Raw genomic sequence first — 23,854 nt, forward strand, 5'->3', positions numbered from 1 at the left:
TATGCGCGGCGCTCGGTCCCTGAAAGGGATACAACTGGTGGCTCTACTGGCGCTACTGGCTTGGCCATTTCTTGTCTGGTTTGGCCTGACACGCAACAGCCTTCACTGGCTGCTGCCGATCATCGCCTTGTTGCTGGCCTTTCGCCTCTATCAGGTCAAAAGTCAGCGCGGCCCGATGCGCTATGTACTGCAAGCCGTGGCACTCGCGGGTCTCACATTATGCCTAATGAGCTATGTGCTAAAAACGCATCAGCTGCTGCTATTTTACCCAGTGGTAGTCAATCTGGTCATGCTCGGCGTATTTGGTAGTTCACTATGGAGTTCAATGCCAATGGTGGAGCGCCTTGCCCGTTTGCAGGATCCGGAGCTCCCCCCGTCAGGCGTACGTTATACCCGCAAGGTCACCCAGATATGGTGTGCGTTTTTCATTCTGAACGGTTCGATGGCACTTTTTACCGTTCTGCTCGGTGATATTCGGTTATGGACGCTGTGGAACGGCATGATTGCCTATCTGTTGATGGGTGCACTGATGGCTGGCGAATGGCTGGTGCGTCGCAGGCTGATATTGCGAGACGCGGCATGAATCAGACACTCCCTCTGGCTCAGTGGCTGAGTGCTTCGCGTGCCAATGAAACTCCGATTGCCTGGCTTGATGAGCATATCTGGACGCTGGGGCAGTTACGCCATGACGTAGCGGCACAGGTGAGCATTCTGCAACAACATGAAGGCGACCGCTGGGCGCTGTGTTTTGAAAACAGCTATCTGTTTATCGTCGGACTATTGGCAACATTGCATGCGGGCAAAACGCCCGTGGTGCCCGGACATAGCCGTGTTTCGCTGCTGGAAGAACAACGGGCGCTGTTTAACGGCGTACTCACCGACCAGGCACTGACCTGGAGCGGTTCGCTGATCCAGGTCCAATCAACCGATCAAAGTAGCGAGAACCAGCCACCGCTACCCACTCTCGATCCGGCCAGCCATATCGAACTATTTACCTCCGGCTCGACAGGGCAACCACGCCGCATCATAAAGCCCATTGCCAGCCTCGATCGCGAAGCCTCCTTACTGGCTGAACGTTTTGCCGACAGGCTCACCGGCTGCCATATTGTGGCCTCGGTGCCTCCGTTGCACCTTTACGGCCTCACCTTCCGTATCTTTTTACCCATGGCGCTAGGATTACCGCTGCATGCAGCAATGCTTCATTACACCGAGCAGTTGGCAACTCTGGCTAATCAACACCAATATGCCTTTATCAGCAGCCCGGCTTTTCTGAAACGCCTGGACCACCAGCTCACGCCACCGCCAGTGAATATGGTCATATCCGCAGGGGGAGTGTTGCCTTGGGAAAACGTAGCTCAGACCGCCAGTTGGTTAGGGGTCTGGCCAGATGAAATCTACGGTAGTACCGAGACCGGGATCCTCGCCTGGCGTCACCATCAGCAGCCTGATGTAACCTGGCAGCCCTTCCCTGGCGTACGTATCATGGTTAACGCCGACGAGATCCGCGCTATCTCTCCGCTTATCAGCGATAGGCACGGCCTGCTCCTCGACGATATTTTGCAATTTGACGATAGCGGACGCTTCCAGATAACAGGTCGCCGCGACCGGGTGGTGAAAATTGAAGAGAAACGCATTTCACTTTGCGAGATCGAGCAACGGCTGCTGGAACTCGAAGGCGTACGCGAAGCCGCAGCGCTACCGGTAACACGCGGAGGGCGCCAAGGCATTGGCGCATTGCTGGTGCTTGAAGACCATGCTCGGCAGCAGTGGCAACAAATGGGCGGCAAAGCACTAGAAATATCATGGCGTCGTGCGCTGCGCCCGTGGCTGGAACCTGTCACTATCCCTCGTTACTGGCGTATCGTCGACGAGATGCCAGTCAACAGCATGAACAAGCGCGTCTATGCGCAATTACAGGAATTGTTTCATGAGACCCCATGAGATGGCTCGCCATCAGACGCAGCAGCAGGCCGAGATCGTGTTACGGCTGGATGCGGCTTCATTCTGGTTTAAAGGCCACTTCGCAGTGCAACCTCTGCTACCCGGCGTGACACAACTAGACTGGGTGATGCACTATGCCACCTCACTGCTGGTACCCGATTTTCGCTTTCACAGTATTCAAAGTGTCAAATTCCAACAGCCCTTATTGCCGGATAACATCGTCACGCTGACGCTTGACTGGCAGGAAGAACGGCAAATCATGGTTTTCCGCTATCAACGTCATGATGGTGAGGCTCGTAGCACAGCCAGCAGCGGGAAGATCCGATTATGTCGCTGAATAGTGGCACGTTTAACCCTTGTGTGGTGATCCCCTGTTATAACCACGGAGCCATGATGGCAAGCGTGCTCGCGCGCCTGCAACCCTTTGGCTTAGCCTGTCTGGTGGTGGACGATGGCAGCGACCAGGCCACCCAGCAGGAACTTGAGCGTCTGGCCACCATTCACGCGGATGTCACCTTAGTACGCCTTACACACAATTCAGGAAAAGGCACGGCGGTGATTCGCGGATTGGAAGAGGCTCAACGCAGAGGATTTAGCCATGCGATACAAGTCGATGCAGACGGCCAACATGCCATTGAAGATATTCCCAAGCTGATTGCCCTGGCACAGCTCCATCCCCAGGATTTAATTTCCGGACAACCGGTTTACGACGACTCCATACCAGCGTCGCGGCGCTATGGCCGCTGGGTAACTCACGTCTGGGTCTGGATTGAGACGCTCTCTCTCCAGCTCAAAGACAGCATGTGCGGCTTCCGGGTTTACCCAATTACCCCCACCTTGGAGTTGGCGCATAAAACGGCGCTAGGCAAACGCATGGACTTCGATACGGAAGTAATGGTTCGCCTCTACTGGCAGGGGAACACCAGTTACTTTGTGCCGACGCGCGTCACCTACCCCCAGGATGGGTTGTCACACTTTGATGCCTTGAAGGATAACGTGCGCATTTCACTGATGCATACCCGCCTTTTCTTCGGCATGTTGCCGCGCATCCCTACCCTGCTTTTTCGTCGATCCAACCCACACTGGGCACGTCAGAAAGAAATCAAGGGGTTGTGGGGAATGCGCATCATGCTTGCTATCTGGCGCTTACTGGGTAGAAAGGCCATTGCTCCACTGCTCTATCCGGTGGTGGCGGTTTACTGGCTTGGCGCACATCAGGCCCGTCAGGCTTCACAAGCCTGGCTGAAGCGGGTACGCAACGAGTTGACTTCACGTTCGCTCCCCATTCCTGCGCATCTCAACAGCTATCACCATTTTTTACGTTTTGCAGATGCCATGCTGGATAAAATCGCCAGTTGGCGTGGGGAAATGCGGCTAGGGCAGGATGTTGTCTTCGCCCCCAATGCCGAAGCCACGCTGGATATTGGCTCCCCACAAGGCAAATTGCTGCTGGCCTCCCATTTGGGAGATATCGAAGCTTGCCGGGCGTTGGCACAACTACAGGTGAGTAAAACCATCAATGCGCTGGTGTTCAACGACAACGCCCAGCGTTTCAAACAGATTATGGCAGAGATAGCGCCCCAGGCAGGGCTCAACCTGTTGCCAGTGACCGACATCGGCCCGGATACCGCCATATTGCTCAAAGACAAACTGGATCGTGGCGAATGGGTGGCGATCGTTGGCGATCGCATCGCGGTCAAACCGCAGCGAGGAGATAGCTGCCGGGTTATCTGGAGCCGCTTTATGGGCCATCCTGCCCCATTCCCTCAAGGGCCGTTTATTCTGGCTTCGATATTGCGTTGCCCGGTGTTGCTGATCTATGCCCTACGCCAGCAGGGAAAACTGCATTTGCACTGTGAGCCGTTTGCCGACCCTCTGCTGTTACCGCGGGCCGATCGTCAAGCCGCCTTGCAACAGGCGGTGGATCATTATGCTGAGCGTCTTGAACACTACGCGTTGCAGGCACCGCTCGATTGGTTCAACTTTTTCAATTTTTGGCAACTGCCTGACCAACAGGCCAACACCACAGACAGGAGCAAAGGGTGCTAAACGATCCCTGTTTCACCAGCGATATAGAACTGACCGTTCCCTTTCATGATATTGATATGATGGGAGTCGTGTGGCACGGCAATTATTTCCGTTACTTTGAAATTGCCCGCGAAGCCCTGCTGAACCAATTCAATTACGGCTATCGGCAGATGAAAGAGTCGGGATATGTTTGGCCAGTGGTGGATACCCGCGTGAAATACCGCGATACGCTGACCTTTGAACAACGCATCCGCGTCCGTGCCACGCTGGAAGAATACGAAAATCGCCTGCGCATTGCCTACCAGATTTTTGACGCCGACAGCGGCAAACGCACCACAACCGGTTACACCATCCAGGTAGCGGTAGAGGAAAAAAGCCGTGAGATGTGCTTTGTCTGCCCGGACATACTGTTCGAACGTCTGGGGGTACAGCCATGAAAGCCTGGCCTCTGCTATTCCTGCTGATCAGTCCATGGGTCAATGCCATCACGCTGGATGAATTACAGCAGCGTTTTACCGAACAACCGGTAGTGCGAGCCCATTTTGCCCAGGCTCGAACCATTAAAGATCTGCCACAGCCACTGCGTTCTCAAGGCGAAATGGTGATCGCCCGCGATCAGGGTTTACTGTGGCAACAGCAAACCCCCTTTGCCATGACGTTGATGCTCAACGACTCACGGATGGTGCAAATCATCAATAACCAGCAACCGCAGGTTATTACCGCACAAAACAACCCGCAGATGTTTCAGTTCAATCATCTGCTTCGCGCGCTATTCCAGGCCGATCGTCAGGTGCTGGAGAAAAACTTCCGCATTGATTTCCAGGAGCAAGGTGAGGGTCGCTGGACGCTATCCCTAACCCCACTGACCACCCCTCTGGACCGAATTTTTGCCACTATAGTGCTGAGTGGACAAACCTATCTGGAAACCATCCATTTAAACGATAAACAGGGCGATGTGACTGAAATCACCTTTTCTCAACACCGGCTGCAACCCGCAGCTTTGACCGATGAAGAGCGACAACATTTTGCCGCCTACTAATGCCAAGCGCCTCGCGCTGCTTTGGGGAATCGCATGCCTGATATTAGTTGGCGTGCTGCTAGCCCTATTGCCACAGGCCCGGATCAATAGCAGCGTGTTGGCGATGTTGCCCAAGCAGGCATTGGGTGCCATTCCCCCCGCGCTGAACGACGGTTTTATGCAGCGCCTGGACAAGCAGTTGGTCTGGCTGGTCAGCCCCGGAAAACAAGCAGACCCGCAGGTAGCGCAATATTGGCTTACCCAATTGCAAAAGTCCGGGATAGCAGAGACGGTGAAAGGCCCTATGGGTGCCGCAGACCAGCAAGCCTGGGGCGACTTTTTCTGGCAGCATCGTAATGGTCTGATCGACAACGCAACGCGTGAGCGCCTGCAAAACGGTGGCGAAGCCCAGGCACAGTGGGTCCTATCTCAGCTCTATTCAGCATTCTCTGGCGTCAGCGGCAAAGAGCTACGCAACGATCCGCTAATGTTGATGCGCGGCTCACAGCTGGCTCTGGCCCAGAACAGCCAGCGTTTACGGCTGATGGACGGCTGGTTGGTTACTCAAGATGAACTGGGGAACTACTGGTATTTTCTGCATGGCGAATTGACGGGATCGTCATTTGATATGCAACAAACCCACCGCGTCGTCACTACCCTCGCCGCGCTGGAGGATCAACTCACATCACGCTATCCCCAGGCCAAGCTCCTCTCACGTGGGACGCTGTTTTACAGTGATTATGCCAGCCAACAGGCAAAACAGGACATATCTACGCTGGGGGTCGCCACCATACTGGGCGTAATACTGCTGATCGTGGTGGTTTTCCGCTCGCTGCGCCCGCTGCTGCTGTGCCTGATTTCCGTTGGCATCGGTGCACTGGCAGGAACAGCAGCTACGTTGTTGCTCTTCGGTGAGCTTCACCTGATGACGCTGGTGATGAGCATGAGCATCATTGGGATCTCTGCCGACTATACGCTTTACTACCTCACCGAACGCATGGTGCACGGTAACGAGATATCGCCATGGCAGAGTCTGCTCAAAGTGCGCAATGCCCTGTTATTGGCGTTGCTGACTACCGTCGCGGCCTATTTGATCATGATGCTCGCTCCCTTCCCTGGGATACGACAAATGGCGGTGTTTGCCGCTGTGGGCCTGAGCGCATCATGCCTTACGGTGATCTTTTGGCATCCGTGGTTATGTCGCAATTTACCGGTACGCCCTATTCCTGCCGCGATCTCCCTGCTGCGCTGGCTTGCGGCCTGGCGGCATAACCGCAAACTGTCGCTGGGGCTACCTGTCGTATTGGCTTTGGTTTCTCTTGCGGGGATAGCGACATTGCGCGTCGATGATGATATTGCCCAATTGCAGGCGCTGCCGCAGGATATCCTGGCGCAGGAAAAAACCATTACACAGCTCACCGGGCAAAGCGTCGATCAAAAATGGTTTGTGGTCTACGGCAACACTCCTCAGCAAACCCTGGAGCGGCTTGAAGACTTCACGCCGATACTGGAACAGGCCCGTCAGACTGGGGTTATCAGCGCTTTTCGCACTATCCCGTTAAATTCTCTCGCACGCCAGAAACAGGATCTCGCCCTGTTGCAGGGCGCCGCTCCTACCGTCATCCGTGCATTGCAAAATACAGGGTTAACGGACGTCACGCCCGATCTGCAAACCGCACCTGCAACGTTGGAGGATTGGCTTAACAGTCCAGCCAGCGAAGGTTGGCGCTTAATGTGGTTGACGTTGCCCAATGGCAAAAGCGGCGTGCTGGTACCTGTAGAAGGCGCTAACGACAGCACGGCTCTGAGCTCACTGGCGGAAAAACAACCGGGCGTAGTGTGGGTAGATCGCAAGAATACATTCAACGAATTATTCGCCCTCTATCGCACCATACTTACCGGCCTGCTGCTGGTAGCACTGGCGGTGATCGCTTGCAGTGCGGTGTTCCGCCTCGGTTGGCGTAAGGGATTAATCAGCGTGGTACCTTCGCTGCTCTCGCTGAGCATCGGACTGGCCACCCTATCCTTTAGCGGACATGCCGTGAACCTGTTTTCGCTACTGGCGCTGGTACTGGTGCTGGGGATCGGCATTAACTATACGCTGTTCTTCAGCAATCCACGCGGCACACCACTGACATCGTTGTTGGCGATAGCGCTGGCAATGATGACAACGTTGTTAACCCTGGGCATGCTGGTCTTTAGCAGCACTCAAGCTATCAGCAGTTTTGGGATTGTACTGGTCAGTGGGATCTTTACCGCTTTCTTGCTCTCCCCACTCGCCATGCCTGAACGTAAGCAGAGAAAAAAATGACAAATTGCGACTTCTGGCGCGCGGTTCCCCTGTTGGCCGTGCTATTGATTACCGGCTGTAGCCACTCAACGCATAATGAGGATGGCTCCCGCCCGCAAGCCTGGCTTGAACCCGGCGTACGCGTCACGCTACCGGCTCCTGGTATCAATGAGCATATCCAGTCCCAGCAATTATTGACCGGCAGCTTTAACGGCAAAACCCAGTCGTTATTGGTTATTCTAAATGCGGATAGCGATGCACTCACCTTGGCTGGGCTGTCTTCGTTAGGTATCCGCTTATTTCTCGTTACCTATGACGATAAAGGTATTCATACCGAGCAGTCGATCGTGGTGCCACAACTGCCGCCAGCCAGCCAAGTCTTGGCCGATGTGATGCTCGGCCACTGGCCGATAACCGCCTGGCAAGATCGGTTGCCGCAGGGCTGGACGCTAATCGATAAGGGCGACAAACGAGAATTACGCAACGCGCGCGGCAAACTGATAACGGAGATCACGTACCTGCAACGTAAAGATCGTCGTGAACCTATCAGCATTGAGCAACACGCGTTTAAATACCACATCACCATTCAATATCTGGATGACTGATATGATTTACATTTCTGCTATCGGCATGATTAACGCTTTGGGCCAATCGACAGAAGAGATTGCAGCCAATCTGACCCAAGGAACAGCGCCCGGCATGCGCAAGCGTGAGCATTGGTTACAGAACCAACAGGACGCGGTATTAGGCGGCGTCGACGGTGAATTACCCGCTATTCCAGACAGTTTTGCCGCACATCGCAGCCGCAATAACCAATTATTATTGGCCGCTCTGGCGCAAATTCAGCCCGTGGTAGATGACGCGCTGTTTCGTTTTGGTGCCGACCGCATCGCCGTAGTGCTCGGTACCAGCACCTCTGGGCTGGATGAAGGCGATCGACATGTTAGCCATATCACTAACCATGAAGAGAGCCCGAGCTGGCAATATCCACAGCAAGAGCTGGGCGATCCGTCACGCTTCCTCGCCGCTTGGTTGGGCCTGAATGGCCCTGCGTTTACTCTTTCCACCGCGTGTTCTTCCAGTGCCCGCGCGATCATCAGCGGGCGCCGTCTTATTGAATCTGGCCTGGCGGATATCGCGATTGTTGGCGGTGCCGATACCTTAAGCCGCATGCCTATCAACGGTTTTAATAGCCTAGAGTCTCTTTCCACTACGCTTTGCCAACCGTTTGGCCGCGACCGCTGTGGTATCACCATTGGTGAAGGAGCGGCACTGATGGTACTTACCCGCGAGCCGCACCCCATAGCACTACTGGGTGTGGGTGAGTCAAGCGATGCATACCATATTTCGGCACCACATCCGCAGGGTGCCGGTGCCTTGTGAGCCATCGAACAGGCATTGCAAGACGCGGGGCTTAACCCCGCAGAGGTCGGTTACATCAATCTGCATGGAACTGCCACCTTGCTCAACGATCAGATCGAATCCAAAGTGGTTCACGATCTGTTCGGTGAAAGCGTGCCCTGCAGCTCTACCAAACATTTAACCGGGCATACCCTGGGGGCTGCGGGCATCACCGAGGCGGCTCTCAGCGCACTTATTCTGCTCTATGACTTGCCACTGCCAGCGCAGGACTTCAGCCGTTCTCCGGCGGATCCGACATTACCGCCCTGTGGTTTACTGCATGCGGCTGAACCGCTGATGCGGCCGGTCATTCTGTCTAACTCTTTCGCCTTTGGCGGTAATAACGCCAGCATCCTGCTGGGGAGGATGGCATGAGCCATTACTTATCACCGGCGGAATATCTGCCGCACGACGCTCCAATGCTGCTGTTGGCAGAGGTGATCAGCGTGACGGAAGACAGTGCGCATTGCCGGGTTGAGGTCAGGAGCGACAGCGTACTGGCGCCGTTCCTCAATGCGCAAGGCGAGCTGCCTGGTTGGTACGCACTGGAATTGATGGCGCAAACCATCGGCGTTTGGTCCGGTTGGCATCGTCATCAGCGAGGAGAACAACGGATCGCACTCGGTATGGTGCTTGGAGCCAGGGAATTGGGCTGTGCTGCGGGTTACCTACCAGCAGATGCAGTGCTAGACATCCAAATCAAGCTGCTGATACATGATGACCGTTTCGGGAGTTTTGACTGTGTTATTGGCGTGCAAGGTGACACGCTGGCCACCGGCCGCGTCAATACCTTTCAACCCACACCAGAAGAATCAACAATGCTTTTTAATCAGGGATCTACTGCATGAGTCGTTCAATTCTCATCACCGGAGCCAGCAAAGGTATCGGACGCGCTATTGCCAGCCAGTTAGCCGCTGACGGTTTCATCGTTGGGATACATTATCACCAGGATGAAACTGGCGCACAACAAACGCTGGCCGCAATTACCGCTGCCGGAGGACAAGGCCGCCTGCTCTGTTTCGACATTAGCAATCGTCAGCAGTGCCGGGATGTCCTCGAGCAAGATCTGGCAGAGAATGGGGCATGGTACGGCATCGTCAGCAATGCCGGGATCGCACGCGACGCCGCCTTCCCTGCATTGAGCGATGATGATTGGGATGAGGTGATCCACACCAACCTGGACAGTTTCTACAACGTGATCCAGCCCTGCATCATGCCAATGATTGCCGAACGTCAAGGTGGCCGCATCCTTACACTGTCTTCCGTTTCTGGCATCATGGGGAATCGGGGCCAGGTGAACTACAGTGCGGCCAAGGCAGGAATTATTGGCGCAACCAAAGCGTTGGCGATCGAACTGGCAAAACGAAAAATCACCGTCAACTGCATTGCCCCTGGGCTGATCGATACCGGCATGATAAAAATGGAAGAGGCAGCGTTAAAGGAAGCTATGTCGATGATCCCGATGAAACGGATGGGCCAGGCGCAGGAAGTCGCTGGGCTTGCCAGCTATTTGATGTCAGATATAGCCGGTTATGTGACTCGTCAGGTCATTTCTATCAACGGAGGGATGCAATGATTCGTCGGGTAGTTATTACAGGTATGGGCGGTATTACCGCCTTCGGTGAAAACTGGCAGGCGGTATCCGCTAAATTGCTGGCCTATAAAAACGCCGTACGCCATATGCCTGAATGGCAAATCTATGACGGCCTGCACACCCTGCTGGGCGCCCCAATCGATGACTTCGTGCTGCCAGAACACTATACCCGTAAGCGCATACGCTCAATGGGGCGGGTGTCGCTAATGTCGACCCGCGCAACGGAATTGGCTCTGGAGCAGGCCGGGCTTATTGGCAACCCAGTGCTTACCAACGGCCAGACCGGTATCGCTTATGGCTCATCCACCGGCAGTACTGGCCCGGTGAGCGAATTCGCCACCATGCTGACCGAGAAGCACACCAATAACATCACGGGCACTACCTATGTGCAGATGATGCCTCATACTACCGCGGTCAATACCGGGTTATTCTTCGGCCTGCGCGGGCGTGTGATCCCGACATCCAGCGCCTGTACTTCAGGCAGCCAAGCCATTGGCTATGCCTGGGAGGCAATTCGCCACGGTTATCAGACCCTGATGGTTGCCGGTGGGGCAGAAGAACTGTGTCCTTCCGAGGCCGCCGTGTTCGACACGTTATTTGCCACCAGCCAACGTAATGATGCACCGCATGCCACCCCTTCCCCATTTGATCAGAACCGCGATGGTTTGGTGATTGGTGAAGGTGCTTGTACGCTGATCCTTGAAGAGCTGGAGCATGCGCAAGCACGCGGCGCAACCATCTACGGGGAAATCGTCAGCTTTGCCACCAATTGTGATGCGGCACATATCACACAGCCGCAACGTGAAACCATGCAGATCTGCATGGAGCAGTCGTTGAGGATGGCCGGTCTGCAAGCGAGTGATATCGGCTATATTTCTGCCCACGGTACCGCCACCGATCGTGGAGATATTGCCGAAAGTCAGGCAACCGCCGCGATCTACGGTGATAGCGTGCCGATCTCGTCGTTGAAAAGTTACTTCGGCCACACCTTGGGGGCTTGTGGAGCACTGGAAGCCTGGTTGAGCCTGCAGATGATGCGTGAAGGCTGGTTCGCACCAACGCTAAATCTGCGTACCCCTGATGAACAATGCGGCGCACTCGATTACATCATGGGAGAAGCCCGTCATATCGACTGTGAGTTTCTGCAAACCAATAACTTTGCCTTTGGTGGTATCAACACCTCGATTGTTATCAAACGCTGGGCATAACCAACTCTAATCACCGGGAAACCGCCATCGGCAGGCATTGCCAGCCGATGGGCACTCGCCTGGGCAAGCAAGCTCATGCCATATGTGAACAACTCACCAACGGGATCGATCCGCTGGGTTTCAAGCAGATTATTGCAGCAGACAACCCCGTGATCCCGACATTTACAGATGCCTCACGTCAATTAGCAACCATCGGCACACTGAGGTTCAGGATTGTTGAACAGGATACGAACCAGCAAAGCCCGGGGTTCGCGCAACGGATCATTGCCGATAGCTAACACTCGGCCATCATGGGTCGCAGTATATTCCCGAATGGTGTCGCCAAATGCATTACGCTGAACCGCCACCTTCTGCCCTTTGACCACCGTATCGCCGACCTTAACCAGAACCTCGGCAAATCCGCCAACCTCAGCTCGAATCGAGCTCATTTCATTACCGATAAAGGTTTTTTGCTCTTTAGCCGTTGTCCCTAATGTTCCGGCTGTCATGCCTTGTTGAACCATCAGGTTACGCACCCCTGTCAAGCTACGTGCGATAAGTTCAGGTTGATAGAGCTTGGGCTTGCCAATTTCGAGTGTAATGGCAGGGATCTTGTTTTCAACGAAAGTGGTTTCGACAGAGCCTTTCTCACCAGGATCGGCTTTAATCTGGTCCGCTGGGAACAATTCAGCCATTTGCTTCACCTGCGGGTTACGGTAATCCGCATAGATGAACAAGGGATATTCGGTACCCCGGCTCTGCGTATGCATATCAACGAACAGGGTGGCATTGCCCGCCCACAAATTATTCCATAACAGCCAAGCCTGCTGTTCGGCAGCGTTGCCTTTTTCCTTGCCCGGCCAGACCCGGTTGAAATCGACCATATCCCCCCCGTCATTGGCCAACTGCCAGTTTCGGTTATTGGCCAACATGCCGGAAGGATTCGCGCCCACGGCACCGATCACACTGCCTTTCAACTCTGCGGGATCCAGCTTTTCAAACACCTGCTGTATCACCCGGGTGCCATTTAGTTCATCACCATGGACCGCCGCTTGCAGACCCAGCTTAGGACCAGGTTGTGCGCCTTTGGCCACCATAACAGGAACATACCAATGTTGACCGATCCCATTGCTGGTCCCCTGGAACATGAAGCGATAAACCTTTCCTGCCTCCAGATCGTCTACATCCAACTTGCTGATAACCGGATTACCCTCAATTTTATCTCCGGTATAAACCGTTGCCGCCTGAGCATTAAGCATCCCCGTAAGCAACACCGCCAACATCGTAACCTTATGCATAACCATTCCCTTTAGTATCAGTAAGTAACACGCGAATAATTTCTTGATCATTGGTCAACCGACTAACAAAAGTCGTACTTCAGGAACAAGACTGGGTGCGCTTACTAGCGCCTCCAATCAAGATATAGGCGCTTAAAAGCTCCAGGGTATAAACATATTGACCGCGCCCGACACGGCGAGCCATGGACCAAAGGCTAACGGTTGATTAAAATCTTGTTTCGCCAACCCTCGCTGTATCAGCGTAAACAGCAGACCACTGGCCGCTGCCACCCAAATTACCTGTGGCAACGCTTGCCAACCTAACCAGGCCCCTAACGCCGCAAGTAATTTAAAATCACCATAGCCGAGAGCCTCTTTACCGGTTGCCAGCTTGAATAGCCAGAACACGCTCCATAGGCAGACATAACCTGCCACTGCGCCAATCGTCGCCTGTTCCAACGAGGCAAAATGCCCCTCAATATTGAATAAAAGTCCGATCCACAGCAGTGGCAACGTCAGCACATCTGGCAACAGTTGTCTGTGATGGTCAATTACTGCCAGCGTCAGCAAAAAGGAGAGCAATATCCAGGCGCCCAGCAAGGGGAACCCTAGCGGGAATATAAGCGCCGTCAGCACAAACATCATAGCCGTTGCCACCTCAACCAGCGGGTAGCGCCTTGGGATTCGCTCACCACAGCAACGAGCCTTACCCTTTAACAACAGAAAACTCAGCAGGGGTATATTGTCCCTGGCCGCAATAGGATGCTGGCAATGCGGGCAACAGGAATGCGGTAATAGCAGATCAAAACGCGGTATGGATTCAGGTAAGGGTAGCGCCAGTTGCACGAGCGCCTCGCGCTGCCATTGCTTCTCCAGCATCACCGGTAATCGATAAATCACTACGTTCAGAAAGCTACCCACTATGGCCCCCAATATCCCCACGACACACAGCCAGAGGAGGGGAAATGCAACGGTAAAATCCAGTAATAAACTCAAAAAACCTCCCTGCAGTCAACCAAGTACCTACCCAACCCTTTTAAGACCGCCTAGTGCCGTTTAAAGCAACCGCCCCTGAACCTGCCAGGGTATCTGCCCCTGATCGTTGGCCCTGCCTAACTGATTTATCAGTGGCCTCATCGTCTCCGGTAATACCGGCCCTCGGCGCACCTGACCGTTGAACTGATAGCGCCCGTCAAATCCGACGGTGCCACGCCCCGTCAGGCTCAGATGAGAGGAGTCTTGTTTCAGCACCAACACCAGAGCCCCTTTTCCATCACAGCTCAATTGGCCTTGCACGTTGGCCAGTTCCAACGCCCCCAGCGGGGTCGCAAGCTGTGCATGCTGCCAGTTGACAACACCTCCGCCAAGACTCCGGCAACCCGCGGAACTGAACTCTCCTTGTTGCAACCGCAGTCGCAGCTCTCCCTGGGCGGTGATCGGCAAAGGCAACGACAACTGTTGGCGCACAACATCCGCAGGAACAGAGAGTTGCCACTCATGCAGTTGCAGATCTTGCCAACCACGCAGGATACCGGCTCCCTGCAAGCCTTGCGGATCCCTTAACTCAATCTCTAAGGCTGGCATCCAATAGGAGAAAGTAAACTGCCAGTTCACTTTTGCCAGCATAACGTTACGCCAGCTTAACTGGTGCAAACTGCCCTGCCACAGGGAACCTGAAAAGCCACCGACCTTCATATCTGCGGGTATAAAAGCTTGTATTACTCGTGCCGGCGCGTGGCCTCCCAGCAATAGGAGATAACAAACCAACAAAAGCACGGCCTTTTTGGCTTTAGCGCCCATCGCTGCGCTCCAGCATCAGTTTGTTTACCGTCACCCATCCGGGTTTATCGGGACGCATCGCCACCTCAAGCGCCACAATGCGAACGCTATAGCGCTTTTCCAACTGCGTGAGCCAAAGCATCAGGGCATTAAAATCGCCAGGTTCCAGCGTGACCGCCAGCCGCTCTCCCTCAGGCTGCATGCGGGTAATGTTCATGTTTTGATCTGCAGCGCTCTGTGCCACCCTGGCCGACAAGCTTAGGGAGGTCTCCTGTAAGGGTTGCATCCCCTGCTGGCGCAAGCGAGGAGCCTGTTGCAACATCCATTCCACCGTGTTTTGTTCACGGGCGATAGTACGCTGCCATTGGCTAGCCTGTTGTTGCCAGGGCAACCACAGTGCGTAGTAGCACAAGCTCACGATAATCAATACACCACAGCCCAATACCAACCCTCGTTCCCGAAGGCTGAGCTGTAGCCAGCGGTGCTTGAGTTCATTCATCCTTTATCCCCAGAATCAGTCGGCCCTCTACCCCTGTTGGATTCTGCTTGATTTCGCCAGGTTGCACCTGATAACGCTGCCCGGCAGCAACCTGAAACTGTTCCAACGCCTGAAAAGAGGCCGCCTGTATATCGACTTTCAGCTCTTTACGGCCAGCGTCATAAGACAGCGCCTGGAACCGGATTGCCGAGTTCTCCGCCATCAGCTGTTGCAATTGGCGCATCTGTGCGACCACACCGGCTTGCTCGATAGGCTGTAATTGCTGCAAGTGCTGCTGCATCTGCACGCGCGGGTTAACCACCTTTTTATCAGCCGGAAACAGCTGTTGGTAGACCCGCACACTTTCCTGCCGCCAATGTTCAGCCTGTTGCCAAAGCCGGTAATGAGATAGCCCGGCGCTCACACACAACAGCAGTAAATACCCCGTTAATACCATCATCACGGTTCGCCAGGGGCGTAATCGTGTACGCCAGGGGCTCGAGCGGGTGAATTCGCCCTGGCGCAGATCGGCTCCGCTATCGTGCACGCCTTCTGCCGCCAGTTGCAGTAAATCCCGCGGTGGTTGAACACGCCATTCCGGAGGGCTAGCGGTTAATGCTGGTGGTGCGGAGTAGCTTTCAATTACCGGCGGTGCCCACACGGCCAAAAACTCCGATAACCAGGAGGATTCAACAATCATGCCGGCATGCTTTTCCCGGCGAAACAACCATTGATCATTGAGACTGACCACACTCCAACCGTCGGCGGCCAAGGGTAACGCCAGCACATCTGGCAACATTGCCTGCACCTGCCCCCCCAGACGTTCACAACGGGCTATCCACTGATGCATAAGGCTTTTATCAACTACCGCAACGTCACACACATCACCACTTTGCTGCAAAATGGCAAAATGCAGCCGTTCCACATCCGTTGCCAGTTGCTCCTCCAGCATAAACGGCAGCACTTGCAGACGCTGACGCCTGGCACGACGAGGCAGCGTCACACGATGGAAAACCAACTCGCTCGCAGGCACCAATACCCAGGCAGGATATCTGGCAAGCAGGCTCACCAATTGGTCATCGTTCTCCCCCATAGCCAAACTACCTTGCTGATGACCGCCTGCTGAAGCGAAATACCACAACACTGGCTGCGTTTCATCGCTGGGTAAGCGCAATATCAACCTGGCTTGCTCACGGGGCTTTCTGTTAGGCATCAAGGCTCCACCATCATGCTTAATCCATATTGCCGCTGTACTACCTGGAAACTGTTACCGGCTTTGCGCAACAGGCTGCGCTGGCTATAGTGAGTCTCCCCCATCAGCACGGTGAAACTGGCTAAAAACAGCTCACTCTTTATCGTCAACAGCGATCTGACCGTTGAGGTGTCGATGTCCTTAAGGGCAACCTGTGCCAAAAATGCCGTCGTACTGCCCCACCCTTCACGTGGACGCTGTTGTAACAATCGAGTCGCCATGGCTGAATCAAGCTCCTTGAGAAATAGCGCCGCCAGTAATGGCCCTTGAGACTCACTCAGGGTATTAACGTTTACCAACAGCGTCTGAGTTGGCAGCGCGCAAACGTAAGGCAAAAGACGCCGATAAAGGCTGGCATCAACCCCAGAAACAGTGCGCAACTCGCTGACATCCTGCATGGGTTGATTGGCGGGCAAGTAAGCCACCGCCTGGGCCATATAAACCTCATCTTCAGCCCCATCAATGCCTGGCTCGCTGTCACTGTCTATCCAGTCACGCAGTGCCGCAGCTATCTGCGTCGCACGCAGGTGATCTTCCCCCAGGTTGATTAACAGCTGTCTAAAAACCTGGGTAGGGTAAGGCAATGTCGGCTGCATGCCTTCAGTAGCAGCTCCTTGGTTAATCGCATTGAGATTAAAGCAGGCCTGGCCATCAACAATCTGCCCAAACACCTCCCCGCCTTCAACGGGGAAACGGCGCTGTTCTTGCGCCCAGTTTTGCGCCAAATGCGTTTTATTAGGTGAGTCCAGCGCATCTCGTTGCAAAATTTTCACCGCCAGTGCCTCTGCCGAGCGGGCATACCATTTTGCCTGCTGGCGATCCAAATGAGCCGCTGTGCGCAGATAGGTGCGCCCGTTTCGCTCGGCAATGGTCGCAGCAATCGTCACCATCAGCGCCAGGATCAGCAACACCACCAGCAGGGCAACGCCCTTTTGCCGCGCCCTCATTCTTGCCCCACCGCCGTGATCAAAAACAGACGGGTCAATTCACCCACGCCAGCAACCACTAATGTCACTTCAATCCCCTGCGGCAAAACCGACGCGTTGTCCCAACTCTCCCGCCACGTCCCCTCAGCAAAAAAGCGCAGACGAAAGACACTGACCTCATTGAGCAAGACCTTGACCACCGGCGCTTCCCCAACGAGCGGATCCGCATGGGCATAGCTCAACCGCTCTAACTGCTGATGGCGCAGACGATATCCCACCGGTTGTAACTCAGCGCGGGGCAACATCCCCATCGGGTTTTGCCAACCGTTGCGCATGAAAGAGACGCCCCAGCCCTCACTTTGTAATTGATAGCGCGCCGCGGAAAACACGCGTTCATTCCCTCTGTGATGGCGAGGGATAATCTGACCGAAATCCCCTTCCAGCTGTATAAAAGCACGTTGAAGCTCGGCCAACCGCTGTGCTTTGCGCTGCGAAATCTCATCATTGCGCATCACCCCCTGCAACACCTGGAAGGCGCTGATGCTCAACGCAGCAAAAATCGCCAATGCCAACAGCATCTCAAGCAACGTGAAGCCCCGCTGGCTACGACAATTCATTCCCGCACCACGTAACTGCGTAAAGAAACCACTGGCGCAGCGTCTTCTTTATGACGCCGCACCTCAACATCCAATGCCCGTAATTGACCCAGTTCGGTATCAACCCCCTGCCAGCGTACAGACCATTCCTCGCCAGCATAGGTCACCGAGGTGCCGACCCAGCGCTTTTCCGGCCAGGTTTTATCAAGGTGTAACCTGACCTGTTGATTATCCGCCAACCAACTTGCCAGTATTTTTTCCTCCATACGGCCAATGCTGCCAGCCTGCTGTGCCGTGGTTTGCAGCACGGCTAACCCCGCCAAGGCGAAAACGATCAGTGCCACCAGCACTTCCAGCAACGTCATCCCTCTTTGGGTGCTCATTGTGCTGCTCCGTTTGCTGACGAATCGATCGCGCCTGCTGCGTCTACCCGCAGCCATACCAATGGTTGGCTACCGGCCTCACTGAACACCAGCTCAAACGGTGTAACCTCCCCGCCAGGTAACAGCAGAATATCGGGCTCCGGTGGCGACTCCGCAGCACGCGGCCACTCCTGCCGATCGGGGAAATGCAGCTTGAGCCGGATATCATCAGGCATTTGGCTCCCTAACGCCGCCTGACGGGGTTGCCAATTCTGCCAGGCGTAGCCTTGCCAACTATCCGAGCCAGATACTGCCCCGCTTTTTTCAGCGGCCTGACGCTGTAGCATTTGGAATTGCCAGCCGTCAGGTCGAACCCGGATCCCCAGCAACTGGTCATTTTGCACCGCGGCATCCATGGCAAACGCCAACTGAGCCTGAAAACGTTTCAGCTGTAGCTGCGGGTTATTTTGTTGCATGGCCGGAAATGACATGATCACCAAGCTGGCAGCACTCCCGATCAGCAGCACAACCAGCATCATTTCCAACAACGTAAAGCCGCGTTGGCGCACTACTTCTTACCGATAGTCCAGTTACCGATATCATCCTCGGTGTCCGGTATGCCATCAGGCCCATAAGAGAAAACGTCTAACTGACCGTGTTGGCCCGGGCTAAGCAACTGATAGTCTGCCCCCCAAGGATCCTGCGGCAAACGGCGAATATAGCCACCTTGGGGATAACTGCGCGGTTCTGGTTGTGCCGAGGGCTTGGTCACCAGTGCCTGCAACCCTTGTTCGGTGGTGGGATATCGACTGTTATCCAGCTTGTACATATCCAACGCGCTCTCCAGCGCGACAATATCGCTGACGACTTTCTGATGGTCCGCCTTCTCTTTATTTCCCATCAGATTAGGCACTACCAGACTCGCCAGGATGCCCAGGATCACAATCACCACCATAATTTCCAGCAGGGTAAAACCTCGCTGACGCTGTTGCCGCATTTTTCTCTCCGTTATTTGCAGATTGAATTTACATACTCATCAAGGTATTTAATTGCAGGATTGGCTGCAGGATCGCCAAAACGATAAACAGCACCACGCCCGCCATACTCACCACCAACAAGGGCTCAAAAAGCCCCAATGCCAACTGCATTTGGGCAGTAAACTCCCGATCCTGGTTGTCTGCCGCACGTTCCAGCATGCTGTCCAGTTCCCCACTGCGTTCACCGCTGGCGATCATGTGCCGCATCATCGGGGGAAACAGCGCAGTGATTTCCAGAGCCCGATGCAGGCTCACCCCCTCACGCACCGATTCCGCTGCCAGTGACAGCTGGCGGCGCGCATATTCATTGGTTAATACCTCTCCGCTGATGCGCATCGCTTGCAGCAATGGCACTGCACTGGCATTGAGAATGCTCAGCGTTCTGGCGTAACGGGCGGTATTGAGCCCTCTTGCGATGCGTCCGATCACCGGGAGGCGCAGCAACTGCCGATGGAAAGCAATGCGCCGCGCTTCTTGGCGCAGCAACAGACGCATCAGCATCGGCGCCAATAACATCAACAGCAGCACCCAAGGGCCAAAGGCTCGAACTCCGTCACTCAGCCCCATCAGCACACGCGTTGATAGCGGAAGTGCCTGCTTCATGTGAATAAACTGTTCCACCACCTTGGGCACGACGGCGGAAAGTAAAATGGCTATCACGCTGATGGCTACCACCGTCAGCACGCAAGGGTAGATCATCGCCTGCAGGATACGAGCTCGCATTTGCTGGCGCTGCTCGGTGTAATCCGCCAACCGGTTCAGAACCAGATCCAGATGACCAGAGGCTTCACCTGCGGCCACCATCGCGCAGTACAGCCGCTCAAAACTGGTGGGATAACCGCTCATGGCCTCCGCCAAGGAATGCCCCTCCAGTACTTTGGTGCGCACTGCGGCCATCAGGCTGCGCTGGCGGGGTTTTTCACTCTGTTTTGCCACGGCATCAAGCGCCTCCTCCAAGGGTAAGGAAGCGGCAACCAATGTCGCAAGCTGACGAGTCAACAACGCCAGATCGGCACTGCTAATCCCCCGCCCCCATGAAAGACGCCGCCCGCTTTGCGCCTGCTGGCGCTCATCCTGCCCTTCGTCCAGGCTTACAGGGACCAACCCCTGTTCCCGTAAAAGTTGACGGGCGTGGCGGGCTGAATCCGCTTCCTGCACTCCCCGCCGTTTTTTGCCGCGCTCGTCTAACGCTTGATAATGGAATAGGGCCATGTCATCCCTCCTCCTGAGACTGGCTTTCGGTCACGCGGATCACCTCTTCCCAACTGGTCTCGCCCGCCAATACCTTCTCCAATCCCCCCTGGCGCAATGTTTTGTATTCATTACGTAATTGACGAGAAATCGTGAATTCACTCTCTCCCTGGTGGATCGCCGTACGCACTCGGTCATCAATCAGCAGCAGCTCATGAATACCAGTACGCCCACGGTAACCGGTAAAATTACACTGTGAGCATCCTTTCGGCTGCCATAATGGGGTTCCGGGTAAAATCCCCATCTGATCGGCCAGGACCGGATCGGCGGCGTACGTTTGGCGACAATCGGGGCAGAGTGTGCGAACCAGTCGCTGTGCCAGCACGGCCAGTAATGAGGTGGAAAGCAAAAAAGGCTCGATGCCCATATCCTGCAGCCGCGATAAGGCCCCCAGCGCGCTGTTGGTGTGCAGCGTGGAGAGTACCAGGTGCCCTGTCAGTGATGCCTGAACCGCAATCTGAGCGGTTTCGCTGTCGCGGATCTCTCCGACCAGCACCACATCAGGATCCTGACGCAGAATGGCCCGCAAACCGCGAGCAAATGTCATATCTACCTTGGGGTTTACCTGCGTCTGGCCGATCCCCTCGAGTTCATACTCGATCGGGTCTTCGACCGTCATGATATTGCGTTCGCTGGCATTGAGGCGGCTCAATGCTGCGTAGAGGGTGGTGCTCTTACCCGAACCTGTAGGACCGGTGACGAGGATAATGCCATGTGGCCGCTGGATCAGCTCATCGATCTGCCGCCGATTATGTGAAGACATGCCAAGCGCGGCAAGATCCAGACTGACGCTGTTTTTATCCAGTAAACGCAGAACGATTCGTTCACCATAATTAGACGGTAAGGTCGAAACCCGCACATCAATAGCTCGGCCACCAATTCGCAGTGCCATGCGCCCATCCTGGGGGATCCGCTTCTCGGCAATATCCAGCCGCGCCATGACCTTGATGCGCGATATCAATAAAGAGGCCAGCCGCCGCTGAGGGCGAAGAATTTCACGCAACACGCCATCGACCCGGAAACGGATCTGCAAATGGCGTTCATAGGTTTCAATGTGGATATCCGATGCTTTATCCTTGATGGCTTCAGTCAGCATCGCGTTGATCAGGCGGATAATAGGAGCATCATCATCGGCATCCAGCAAGTCGTCGCTGTCGGGTAGCTCTTCTGCCAAGGTATAAAAATCCATTTCATTGCCGATATCGGTCATCATGCGTCGCGCCTCTTTCGAATCGCGCTGGTAGCTGATCACCAGTTGTTTCTCAAACTCTTCACCCGACACCGTACTGATAGTCAGCCCACACCCTGCCACCCTACGCGCCTCAAGCAATGCTGTGGCGGTGGTTTCCGCCAGACGGAGTACACGGCACCCAGCATGATCCCGCAACAGCAAAATGCGTTGTTCGCGCGCATAGGCAAATGGCAACTGCGGGCGTAATTCACTCAGGTCCTCGGGGAGGGTATTCATCGTCCCCCCGTTGAATAGAATGCACTGATCGCGGCATTAACCTGGCGGAAAGTGGCACCGTTTTGATCGGGTGGCAACTTCAATACCTCGTTGTTCAGCGTGGCTGCGCTCCCTTGTTTGCCACGCTGTTGGTCTTGTTCCTGATTAAAAGCCTGATACTTTTCTGAGGAGGCGCGGCGATACTGGTCACGATCTCGGATGATTGACGGGCGGATGAACAGCATCAGGTTGCGCTTGGAAACCTGTTTGCTGTTGGAGCGGAACAGATAGCCCAGCACCGGGATATCCCCCAGCACCGGAACCTTGTCCGTGCTGTCGCGAACGGTTTTATCCAGCAAGCCACCCACCACCACGGTTTCGCCGCTGCCTACCAGCACCGCGTTATTGACCGTGCGGGTATTAAAGGTCGCCCCCAAATTAGCACTGCTGCTGGAAGCCGCATCAGCCACACTGGAAACCTCCTGCTCGATCTCCAGCAGCACTGAGTCCCCTTCGTTGATCTGCGGTTTGACCTTCAGCTTAATGCCGACGGTTTTACGCTCCACCGTGTTGAAGATATTATCGCCCGACGTCGTTTGCGAGCCGGAGAGGACAGGAACTTCCTGGCCGACATTGAACGTCGCCTCCATGTTATCAAGCGTGACAATGCTCGGTGTCGCCAGAATGTCATTCTTGCTACTGCTGGAAAGCGCGGTCAGTAGCATGGCCCAATTGCCCTGATAAAAACCGGCAGCAATACCGTTAAAACTGCTGAGAGCACTGGCCAGGGTACTGTTCACCGTCCCGTCCTGATTGTATTGATTGGCGCCGGCAATCGCCGTGGTGATAGGCAAACCGGTATTGGTGAACTGCGTCACTCCGGCATTCTTGTTAGCCCACTGGATCCCCAGGTTCAAACCATCGGCGTCTTGTACCTCGGCGATAATCGCCTCCACCAGCACCTGTGCACGACGAATATCCAACTGAGTAATCACCTTTTCCAGATCTCGCATGACATCCGGAGCCGCCGTCAGTATCAGTGAATTGGTTTGCTCATGGGCTTTGATGGTGATGTCTTTACGCAGCGCTTCCGCCGGCTTGGCATTCTGTTGCTCACTTTGAATACTGGTACTGACGCCAGTCAACACCTCAACCAGATCGGTGGCTTTGGCATACTTCAGGTAAATCACTTTGGTATTGCCCTGCACGGCCTGCTCACGATCCAGCTGCTTGATCATGGCGATAATCCGCTGGCGGGAGTTGGGTTCTCCGCTGACCAGGACCGAGTTGGTTCGCTCATCCGCAACAAGATTGGCTACCATCAGGCTTGGCATCGCTGATTTGCTGGCATCTTTGGTTAATTCGGTGACCAGTTTGACGACTTCAGCAGCAGACGCATAGGCCAGCGGTACCGTTACCACACTACGGTCGCCTACCTTGTCAACCCGTTCAACAATCGCCATCAAACGTTTGATCACCGCCGCACGCCCGGTCATCAGCAATACGTTGGAAGGCTCATAATGCACAACACTGCCAGCCCCGGCGTTATCGTTCAATTGACGGAGTAACGGGGCAAGATCGCGTGCCGCCACGTTATTGACCGGCACGACACGTGTCACCACTTCATCACCCTCGCCCGGCTGGGCATCGCTGGCTACCGGCACCGCAGCGGTTTTCGCATCCTTGGAACGCACCACTTTCAACACGCCGTTACGCATATCCACCACGGCAAAGCCATAAACGTCCAGCACGCTGAGGAAGAACTGGTAATACTGCTCCTCATTGAGCATGTCATAACTGCGTACGGTGATAGTACCGCGCACGGCAGGATCGATAATCACCGTTTTATTCAGGTTCTTGCTGACCGTATTAATAAACTCCTGAATATCCGTGCCCTTGAAGCTGGCAGAAAACTCGGCACTCCAGCCCTGCCGAGTACCAAGCAGCATCACCGCCAGTAGCACAATGCGTAAGCTCCTGATTATTTTTG

At 54.8% G+C, this 23,854-nt stretch carries 24 protein-coding genes and 1 pseudogene; 12 read left to right on the forward strand and 13 right to left on the reverse strand.

What is annotated here, in order from left to right; translation table 11 throughout:
• Position 1: 1 nt before the first annotated feature.
• The 12 genes and pseudogenes from ACMV5I_RS11010 (at position 2) to ACMV5I_RS11065 (ending at position 11,480) form a co-directional block, all read left to right on the forward strand.
• Complete coding sequence (locus ACMV5I_RS11010; RefSeq protein WP_414824354.1) at positions 2-583, forward strand: hypothetical protein; 582 nt, start codon at positions 2-4, stop codon at positions 581-583.
• The gene (locus ACMV5I_RS11015; protein ID WP_261261026.1) at positions 580-1,941 is read left to right on the forward strand and encodes an AMP-binding protein; all 1,362 of its coding nucleotides are present in this window, start codon (positions 580-582) and stop codon (positions 1,939-1,941) included. Before ACMV5I_RS11010 ends, ACMV5I_RS11015 begins: the two co-directional genes overlap by 4 nt.
• Positions 1,928-2,278, forward strand: coding sequence for a hydroxymyristoyl-ACP dehydratase (locus ACMV5I_RS11020; RefSeq protein WP_059201241.1), 351 nt, complete (start codon positions 1,928-1,930; stop codon positions 2,276-2,278). Before ACMV5I_RS11015 ends, ACMV5I_RS11020 begins: the two co-directional genes overlap by 14 nt.
• On the forward strand, positions 2,269-3,990 hold the full coding sequence (locus tag ACMV5I_RS11025; protein WP_202727890.1) for a glycosyltransferase family 2 protein: 1,722 nt from the start codon (positions 2,269-2,271) through the stop codon (positions 3,988-3,990). The genes ACMV5I_RS11020 and ACMV5I_RS11025 overlap by 10 nt, the downstream gene beginning before the upstream one ends.
• Positions 3,984-4,406: an acyl-CoA thioesterase gene (locus tag ACMV5I_RS11030; RefSeq protein WP_202672292.1), complete on the forward strand. Its 423-nt coding sequence runs from the start codon at positions 3,984-3,986 to the stop codon at positions 4,404-4,406. Before ACMV5I_RS11025 ends, ACMV5I_RS11030 begins: the two co-directional genes overlap by 7 nt.
• Complete coding sequence (locus ACMV5I_RS11035) at positions 4,403-5,008, forward strand: outer membrane lipoprotein carrier protein LolA (protein WP_202672293.1); 606 nt, start codon at positions 4,403-4,405, stop codon at positions 5,006-5,008. Before ACMV5I_RS11030 ends, ACMV5I_RS11035 begins: the two co-directional genes overlap by 4 nt.
• Positions 4,977-7,298 (forward strand): MMPL family transporter, encoded by a 2,322-nt coding sequence (locus ACMV5I_RS11040; protein ID WP_414824355.1) that lies wholly within the window; start codon positions 4,977-4,979, stop codon positions 7,296-7,298. The genes ACMV5I_RS11035 and ACMV5I_RS11040 overlap by 32 nt, the downstream gene beginning before the upstream one ends.
• Positions 7,295-7,882, forward strand: a complete 588-nt coding sequence (locus ACMV5I_RS11045) for a DUF3261 domain-containing protein (RefSeq protein ID WP_284121284.1) — start codon at positions 7,295-7,297, stop codon at positions 7,880-7,882. Before ACMV5I_RS11040 ends, ACMV5I_RS11045 begins: the two co-directional genes overlap by 4 nt.
• Position 7,883: 1 nt before the next feature.
• Positions 7,884-9,053 (forward strand): annotated as a pseudogene (locus tag ACMV5I_RS11050) (beta-ketoacyl-[acyl-carrier-protein] synthase family protein).
• Positions 9,050-9,526: a 3-hydroxy-fatty acyl-ACP dehydratase gene (locus ACMV5I_RS11055; RefSeq protein WP_414824356.1), complete on the forward strand. Its 477-nt coding sequence runs from the start codon at positions 9,050-9,052 to the stop codon at positions 9,524-9,526. The pseudogene ACMV5I_RS11050 and the gene ACMV5I_RS11055 overlap by 4 nt, the downstream one beginning before the upstream one ends.
• The gene (locus ACMV5I_RS11060) at positions 9,523-10,254 is read left to right on the forward strand and encodes a 3-ketoacyl-ACP reductase FabG2 (RefSeq protein ID WP_202672298.1); all 732 of its coding nucleotides are present in this window, start codon (positions 9,523-9,525) and stop codon (positions 10,252-10,254) included. The genes ACMV5I_RS11055 and ACMV5I_RS11060 overlap by 4 nt, the downstream gene beginning before the upstream one ends.
• Entirely contained in the window at positions 10,251-11,480 is a 1,230-nt protein-coding gene (locus ACMV5I_RS11065; protein WP_202672299.1) for a beta-ketoacyl-ACP synthase, read from the forward strand. Before ACMV5I_RS11060 ends, ACMV5I_RS11065 begins: the two co-directional genes overlap by 4 nt.
• Before the next feature lie 182 nt (positions 11,481-11,662).
• Here ACMV5I_RS11065 and ACMV5I_RS11070 read toward each other — a convergent pair whose 3' ends face one another.
• The 13 genes from ACMV5I_RS11070 to gspD all read right to left on the reverse strand — a co-directional run bounded on the left by ACMV5I_RS11070 (position 11,663) and on the right by gspD (position 23,846).
• On the reverse strand, positions 11,663-12,757 hold the full coding sequence (locus ACMV5I_RS11070) for a succinylglutamate desuccinylase/aspartoacylase family protein (RefSeq protein WP_238393704.1): 1,095 nt from the start codon (positions 12,755-12,757) through the stop codon (positions 11,663-11,665).
• 132 nt (positions 12,758-12,889) lie between these two features.
• Positions 12,890-13,732, reverse strand: coding sequence for a prepilin peptidase (locus ACMV5I_RS11075; protein ID WP_202727888.1), 843 nt, complete (start codon positions 13,730-13,732; stop codon positions 12,890-12,892).
• A gap of 60 nt (positions 13,733-13,792) precedes the next feature.
• Positions 13,793-14,536, reverse strand: coding sequence for a type II secretion system protein N (locus tag ACMV5I_RS11080; protein ID WP_414824357.1), 744 nt, complete (start codon positions 14,534-14,536; stop codon positions 13,793-13,795).
• Positions 14,526-15,014, reverse strand: coding sequence for a type II secretion system protein GspM (gspM, locus tag ACMV5I_RS11085; protein ID WP_414824358.1), 489 nt, complete (start codon positions 15,012-15,014; stop codon positions 14,526-14,528). The genes ACMV5I_RS11080 and gspM overlap by 11 nt, the downstream gene beginning before the upstream one ends.
• Complete coding sequence (gspL, locus tag ACMV5I_RS11090; RefSeq protein WP_414824359.1) at positions 15,007-16,206, reverse strand: type II secretion system protein GspL; 1,200 nt, start codon at positions 16,204-16,206, stop codon at positions 15,007-15,009. The genes gspM and gspL overlap by 8 nt, the downstream gene beginning before the upstream one ends.
• Positions 16,206-17,192, reverse strand: a complete 987-nt coding sequence (gene gspK, locus ACMV5I_RS11095) for a type II secretion system minor pseudopilin GspK (RefSeq protein ID WP_414824360.1) — start codon at positions 17,190-17,192, stop codon at positions 16,206-16,208. Before gspK ends, gspL begins: the two co-directional genes overlap by 1 nt.
• On the reverse strand, positions 17,189-17,788 hold the full coding sequence (gspJ, locus tag ACMV5I_RS11100) for a type II secretion system minor pseudopilin GspJ (RefSeq protein WP_414824361.1): 600 nt from the start codon (positions 17,786-17,788) through the stop codon (positions 17,189-17,191). Before gspJ ends, gspK begins: the two co-directional genes overlap by 4 nt.
• Entirely contained in the window at positions 17,785-18,150 is a 366-nt protein-coding gene (gene gspI / locus ACMV5I_RS11105) for a type II secretion system minor pseudopilin GspI (RefSeq protein ID WP_261170212.1), read from the reverse strand. The genes gspJ and gspI overlap by 4 nt, the downstream gene beginning before the upstream one ends.
• Complete coding sequence (gene gspH / locus ACMV5I_RS11110) at positions 18,147-18,698, reverse strand: type II secretion system minor pseudopilin GspH (protein ID WP_284121278.1); 552 nt, start codon at positions 18,696-18,698, stop codon at positions 18,147-18,149. The genes gspI and gspH overlap by 4 nt, the downstream gene beginning before the upstream one ends.
• Entirely contained in the window at positions 18,698-19,126 is a 429-nt protein-coding gene (gene gspG / locus ACMV5I_RS11115; RefSeq protein WP_024530061.1) for a type II secretion system major pseudopilin GspG, read from the reverse strand. Before gspG ends, gspH begins: the two co-directional genes overlap by 1 nt.
• 28 nt (positions 19,127-19,154) lie before the next feature.
• Complete coding sequence (gene gspF / locus ACMV5I_RS11120; protein ID WP_414824362.1) at positions 19,155-20,378, reverse strand: type II secretion system inner membrane protein GspF; 1,224 nt, start codon at positions 20,376-20,378, stop codon at positions 19,155-19,157.
• Position 20,379: 1 nt separating this feature from the next.
• Complete coding sequence (gene gspE / locus ACMV5I_RS11125; RefSeq protein ID WP_414824363.1) at positions 20,380-21,885, reverse strand: type II secretion system ATPase GspE; 1,506 nt, start codon at positions 21,883-21,885, stop codon at positions 20,380-20,382.
• Positions 21,882-23,846, reverse strand: a complete 1,965-nt coding sequence (gene gspD / locus ACMV5I_RS11130) for a type II secretion system secretin GspD (RefSeq protein WP_024485903.1) — start codon at positions 23,844-23,846, stop codon at positions 21,882-21,884. Before gspD ends, gspE begins: the two co-directional genes overlap by 4 nt.
• Positions 23,847-23,854 lie beyond the last annotated feature (8 nt).

Source organism: Serratia sp. T13T92 (assembly GCF_047530105.1).
GTDB classification, from domain to species: domain Bacteria; phylum Pseudomonadota; class Gammaproteobacteria; order Enterobacterales; family Enterobacteriaceae; genus Chania; species Chania fonticola.

Coding starts and splice junctions, on each gene's coding strand:
- ACMV5I_RS11045 (WP_284121284.1), top strand. CDS start 7,295: ATGACAAATTGCGACTTCTGGCGCGCGGTTCCCCTGTTGGCCGTGCTA.
- gspK (WP_414824360.1), bottom strand. CDS start 17,192: ATGAGGGCGCGGCAAAAGGGCGTTGCCCTGCTGGTGGTGTTGCTGATC.
- ACMV5I_RS11055 (WP_414824356.1), top strand. CDS start 9,050: ATGAGCCATTACTTATCACCGGCGGAATATCTGCCGCACGACGCTCCA.
- ACMV5I_RS11040 (WP_414824355.1), top strand. CDS start 4,977: ATGAAGAGCGACAACATTTTGCCGCCTACTAATGCCAAGCGCCTCGCG.
- gspE (WP_414824363.1), bottom strand. CDS start 21,885: ATGAATACCCTCCCCGAGGACCTGAGTGAATTACGCCCGCAGTTGCCA.
- ACMV5I_RS11035 (WP_202672293.1), top strand. CDS start 4,403: ATGAAAGCCTGGCCTCTGCTATTCCTGCTGATCAGTCCATGGGTCAAT.
- gspJ (WP_414824361.1), bottom strand. CDS start 17,788: ATGAATTGTCGTAGCCAGCGGGGCTTCACGTTGCTTGAGATGCTGTTG.
- ACMV5I_RS11060 (WP_202672298.1), top strand. CDS start 9,523: ATGAGTCGTTCAATTCTCATCACCGGAGCCAGCAAAGGTATCGGACGC.
- ACMV5I_RS11080 (WP_414824357.1), bottom strand. CDS start 14,536: ATGGGCGCTAAAGCCAAAAAGGCCGTGCTTTTGTTGGTTTGTTATCTC.
- gspF (WP_414824362.1), bottom strand. CDS start 20,378: ATGGCCCTATTCCATTATCAAGCGTTAGACGAGCGCGGCAAAAAACGG.
- ACMV5I_RS11070 (WP_238393704.1), bottom strand. CDS start 12,757: ATGCATAAGGTTACGATGTTGGCGGTGTTGCTTACGGGGATGCTTAAT.
- ACMV5I_RS11020 (WP_059201241.1), top strand. CDS start 1,928: ATGAGACCCCATGAGATGGCTCGCCATCAGACGCAGCAGCAGGCCGAG.
- gspL (WP_414824359.1), bottom strand. CDS start 16,206: ATGCCTAACAGAAAGCCCCGTGAGCAAGCCAGGTTGATATTGCGCTTA.
- gspM (WP_414824358.1), bottom strand. CDS start 15,014: ATGAATGAACTCAAGCACCGCTGGCTACAGCTCAGCCTTCGGGAACGA.
- gspI (WP_261170212.1), bottom strand. CDS start 18,150: ATGAGCACCCAAAGAGGGATGACGTTGCTGGAAGTGCTGGTGGCACTG.
- ACMV5I_RS11025 (WP_202727890.1), top strand. CDS start 2,269: ATGTCGCTGAATAGTGGCACGTTTAACCCTTGTGTGGTGATCCCCTGT.
- gspG (WP_024530061.1), bottom strand. CDS start 19,126: ATGCGGCAACAGCGTCAGCGAGGTTTTACCCTGCTGGAAATTATGGTG.
- ACMV5I_RS11010 (WP_414824354.1), top strand. CDS start 2: ATGCGCGGCGCTCGGTCCCTGAAAGGGATACAACTGGTGGCTCTACTG.
- ACMV5I_RS11065 (WP_202672299.1), top strand. CDS start 10,251: ATGATTCGTCGGGTAGTTATTACAGGTATGGGCGGTATTACCGCCTTC.
- ACMV5I_RS11015 (WP_261261026.1), top strand. CDS start 580: ATGAATCAGACACTCCCTCTGGCTCAGTGGCTGAGTGCTTCGCGTGCC.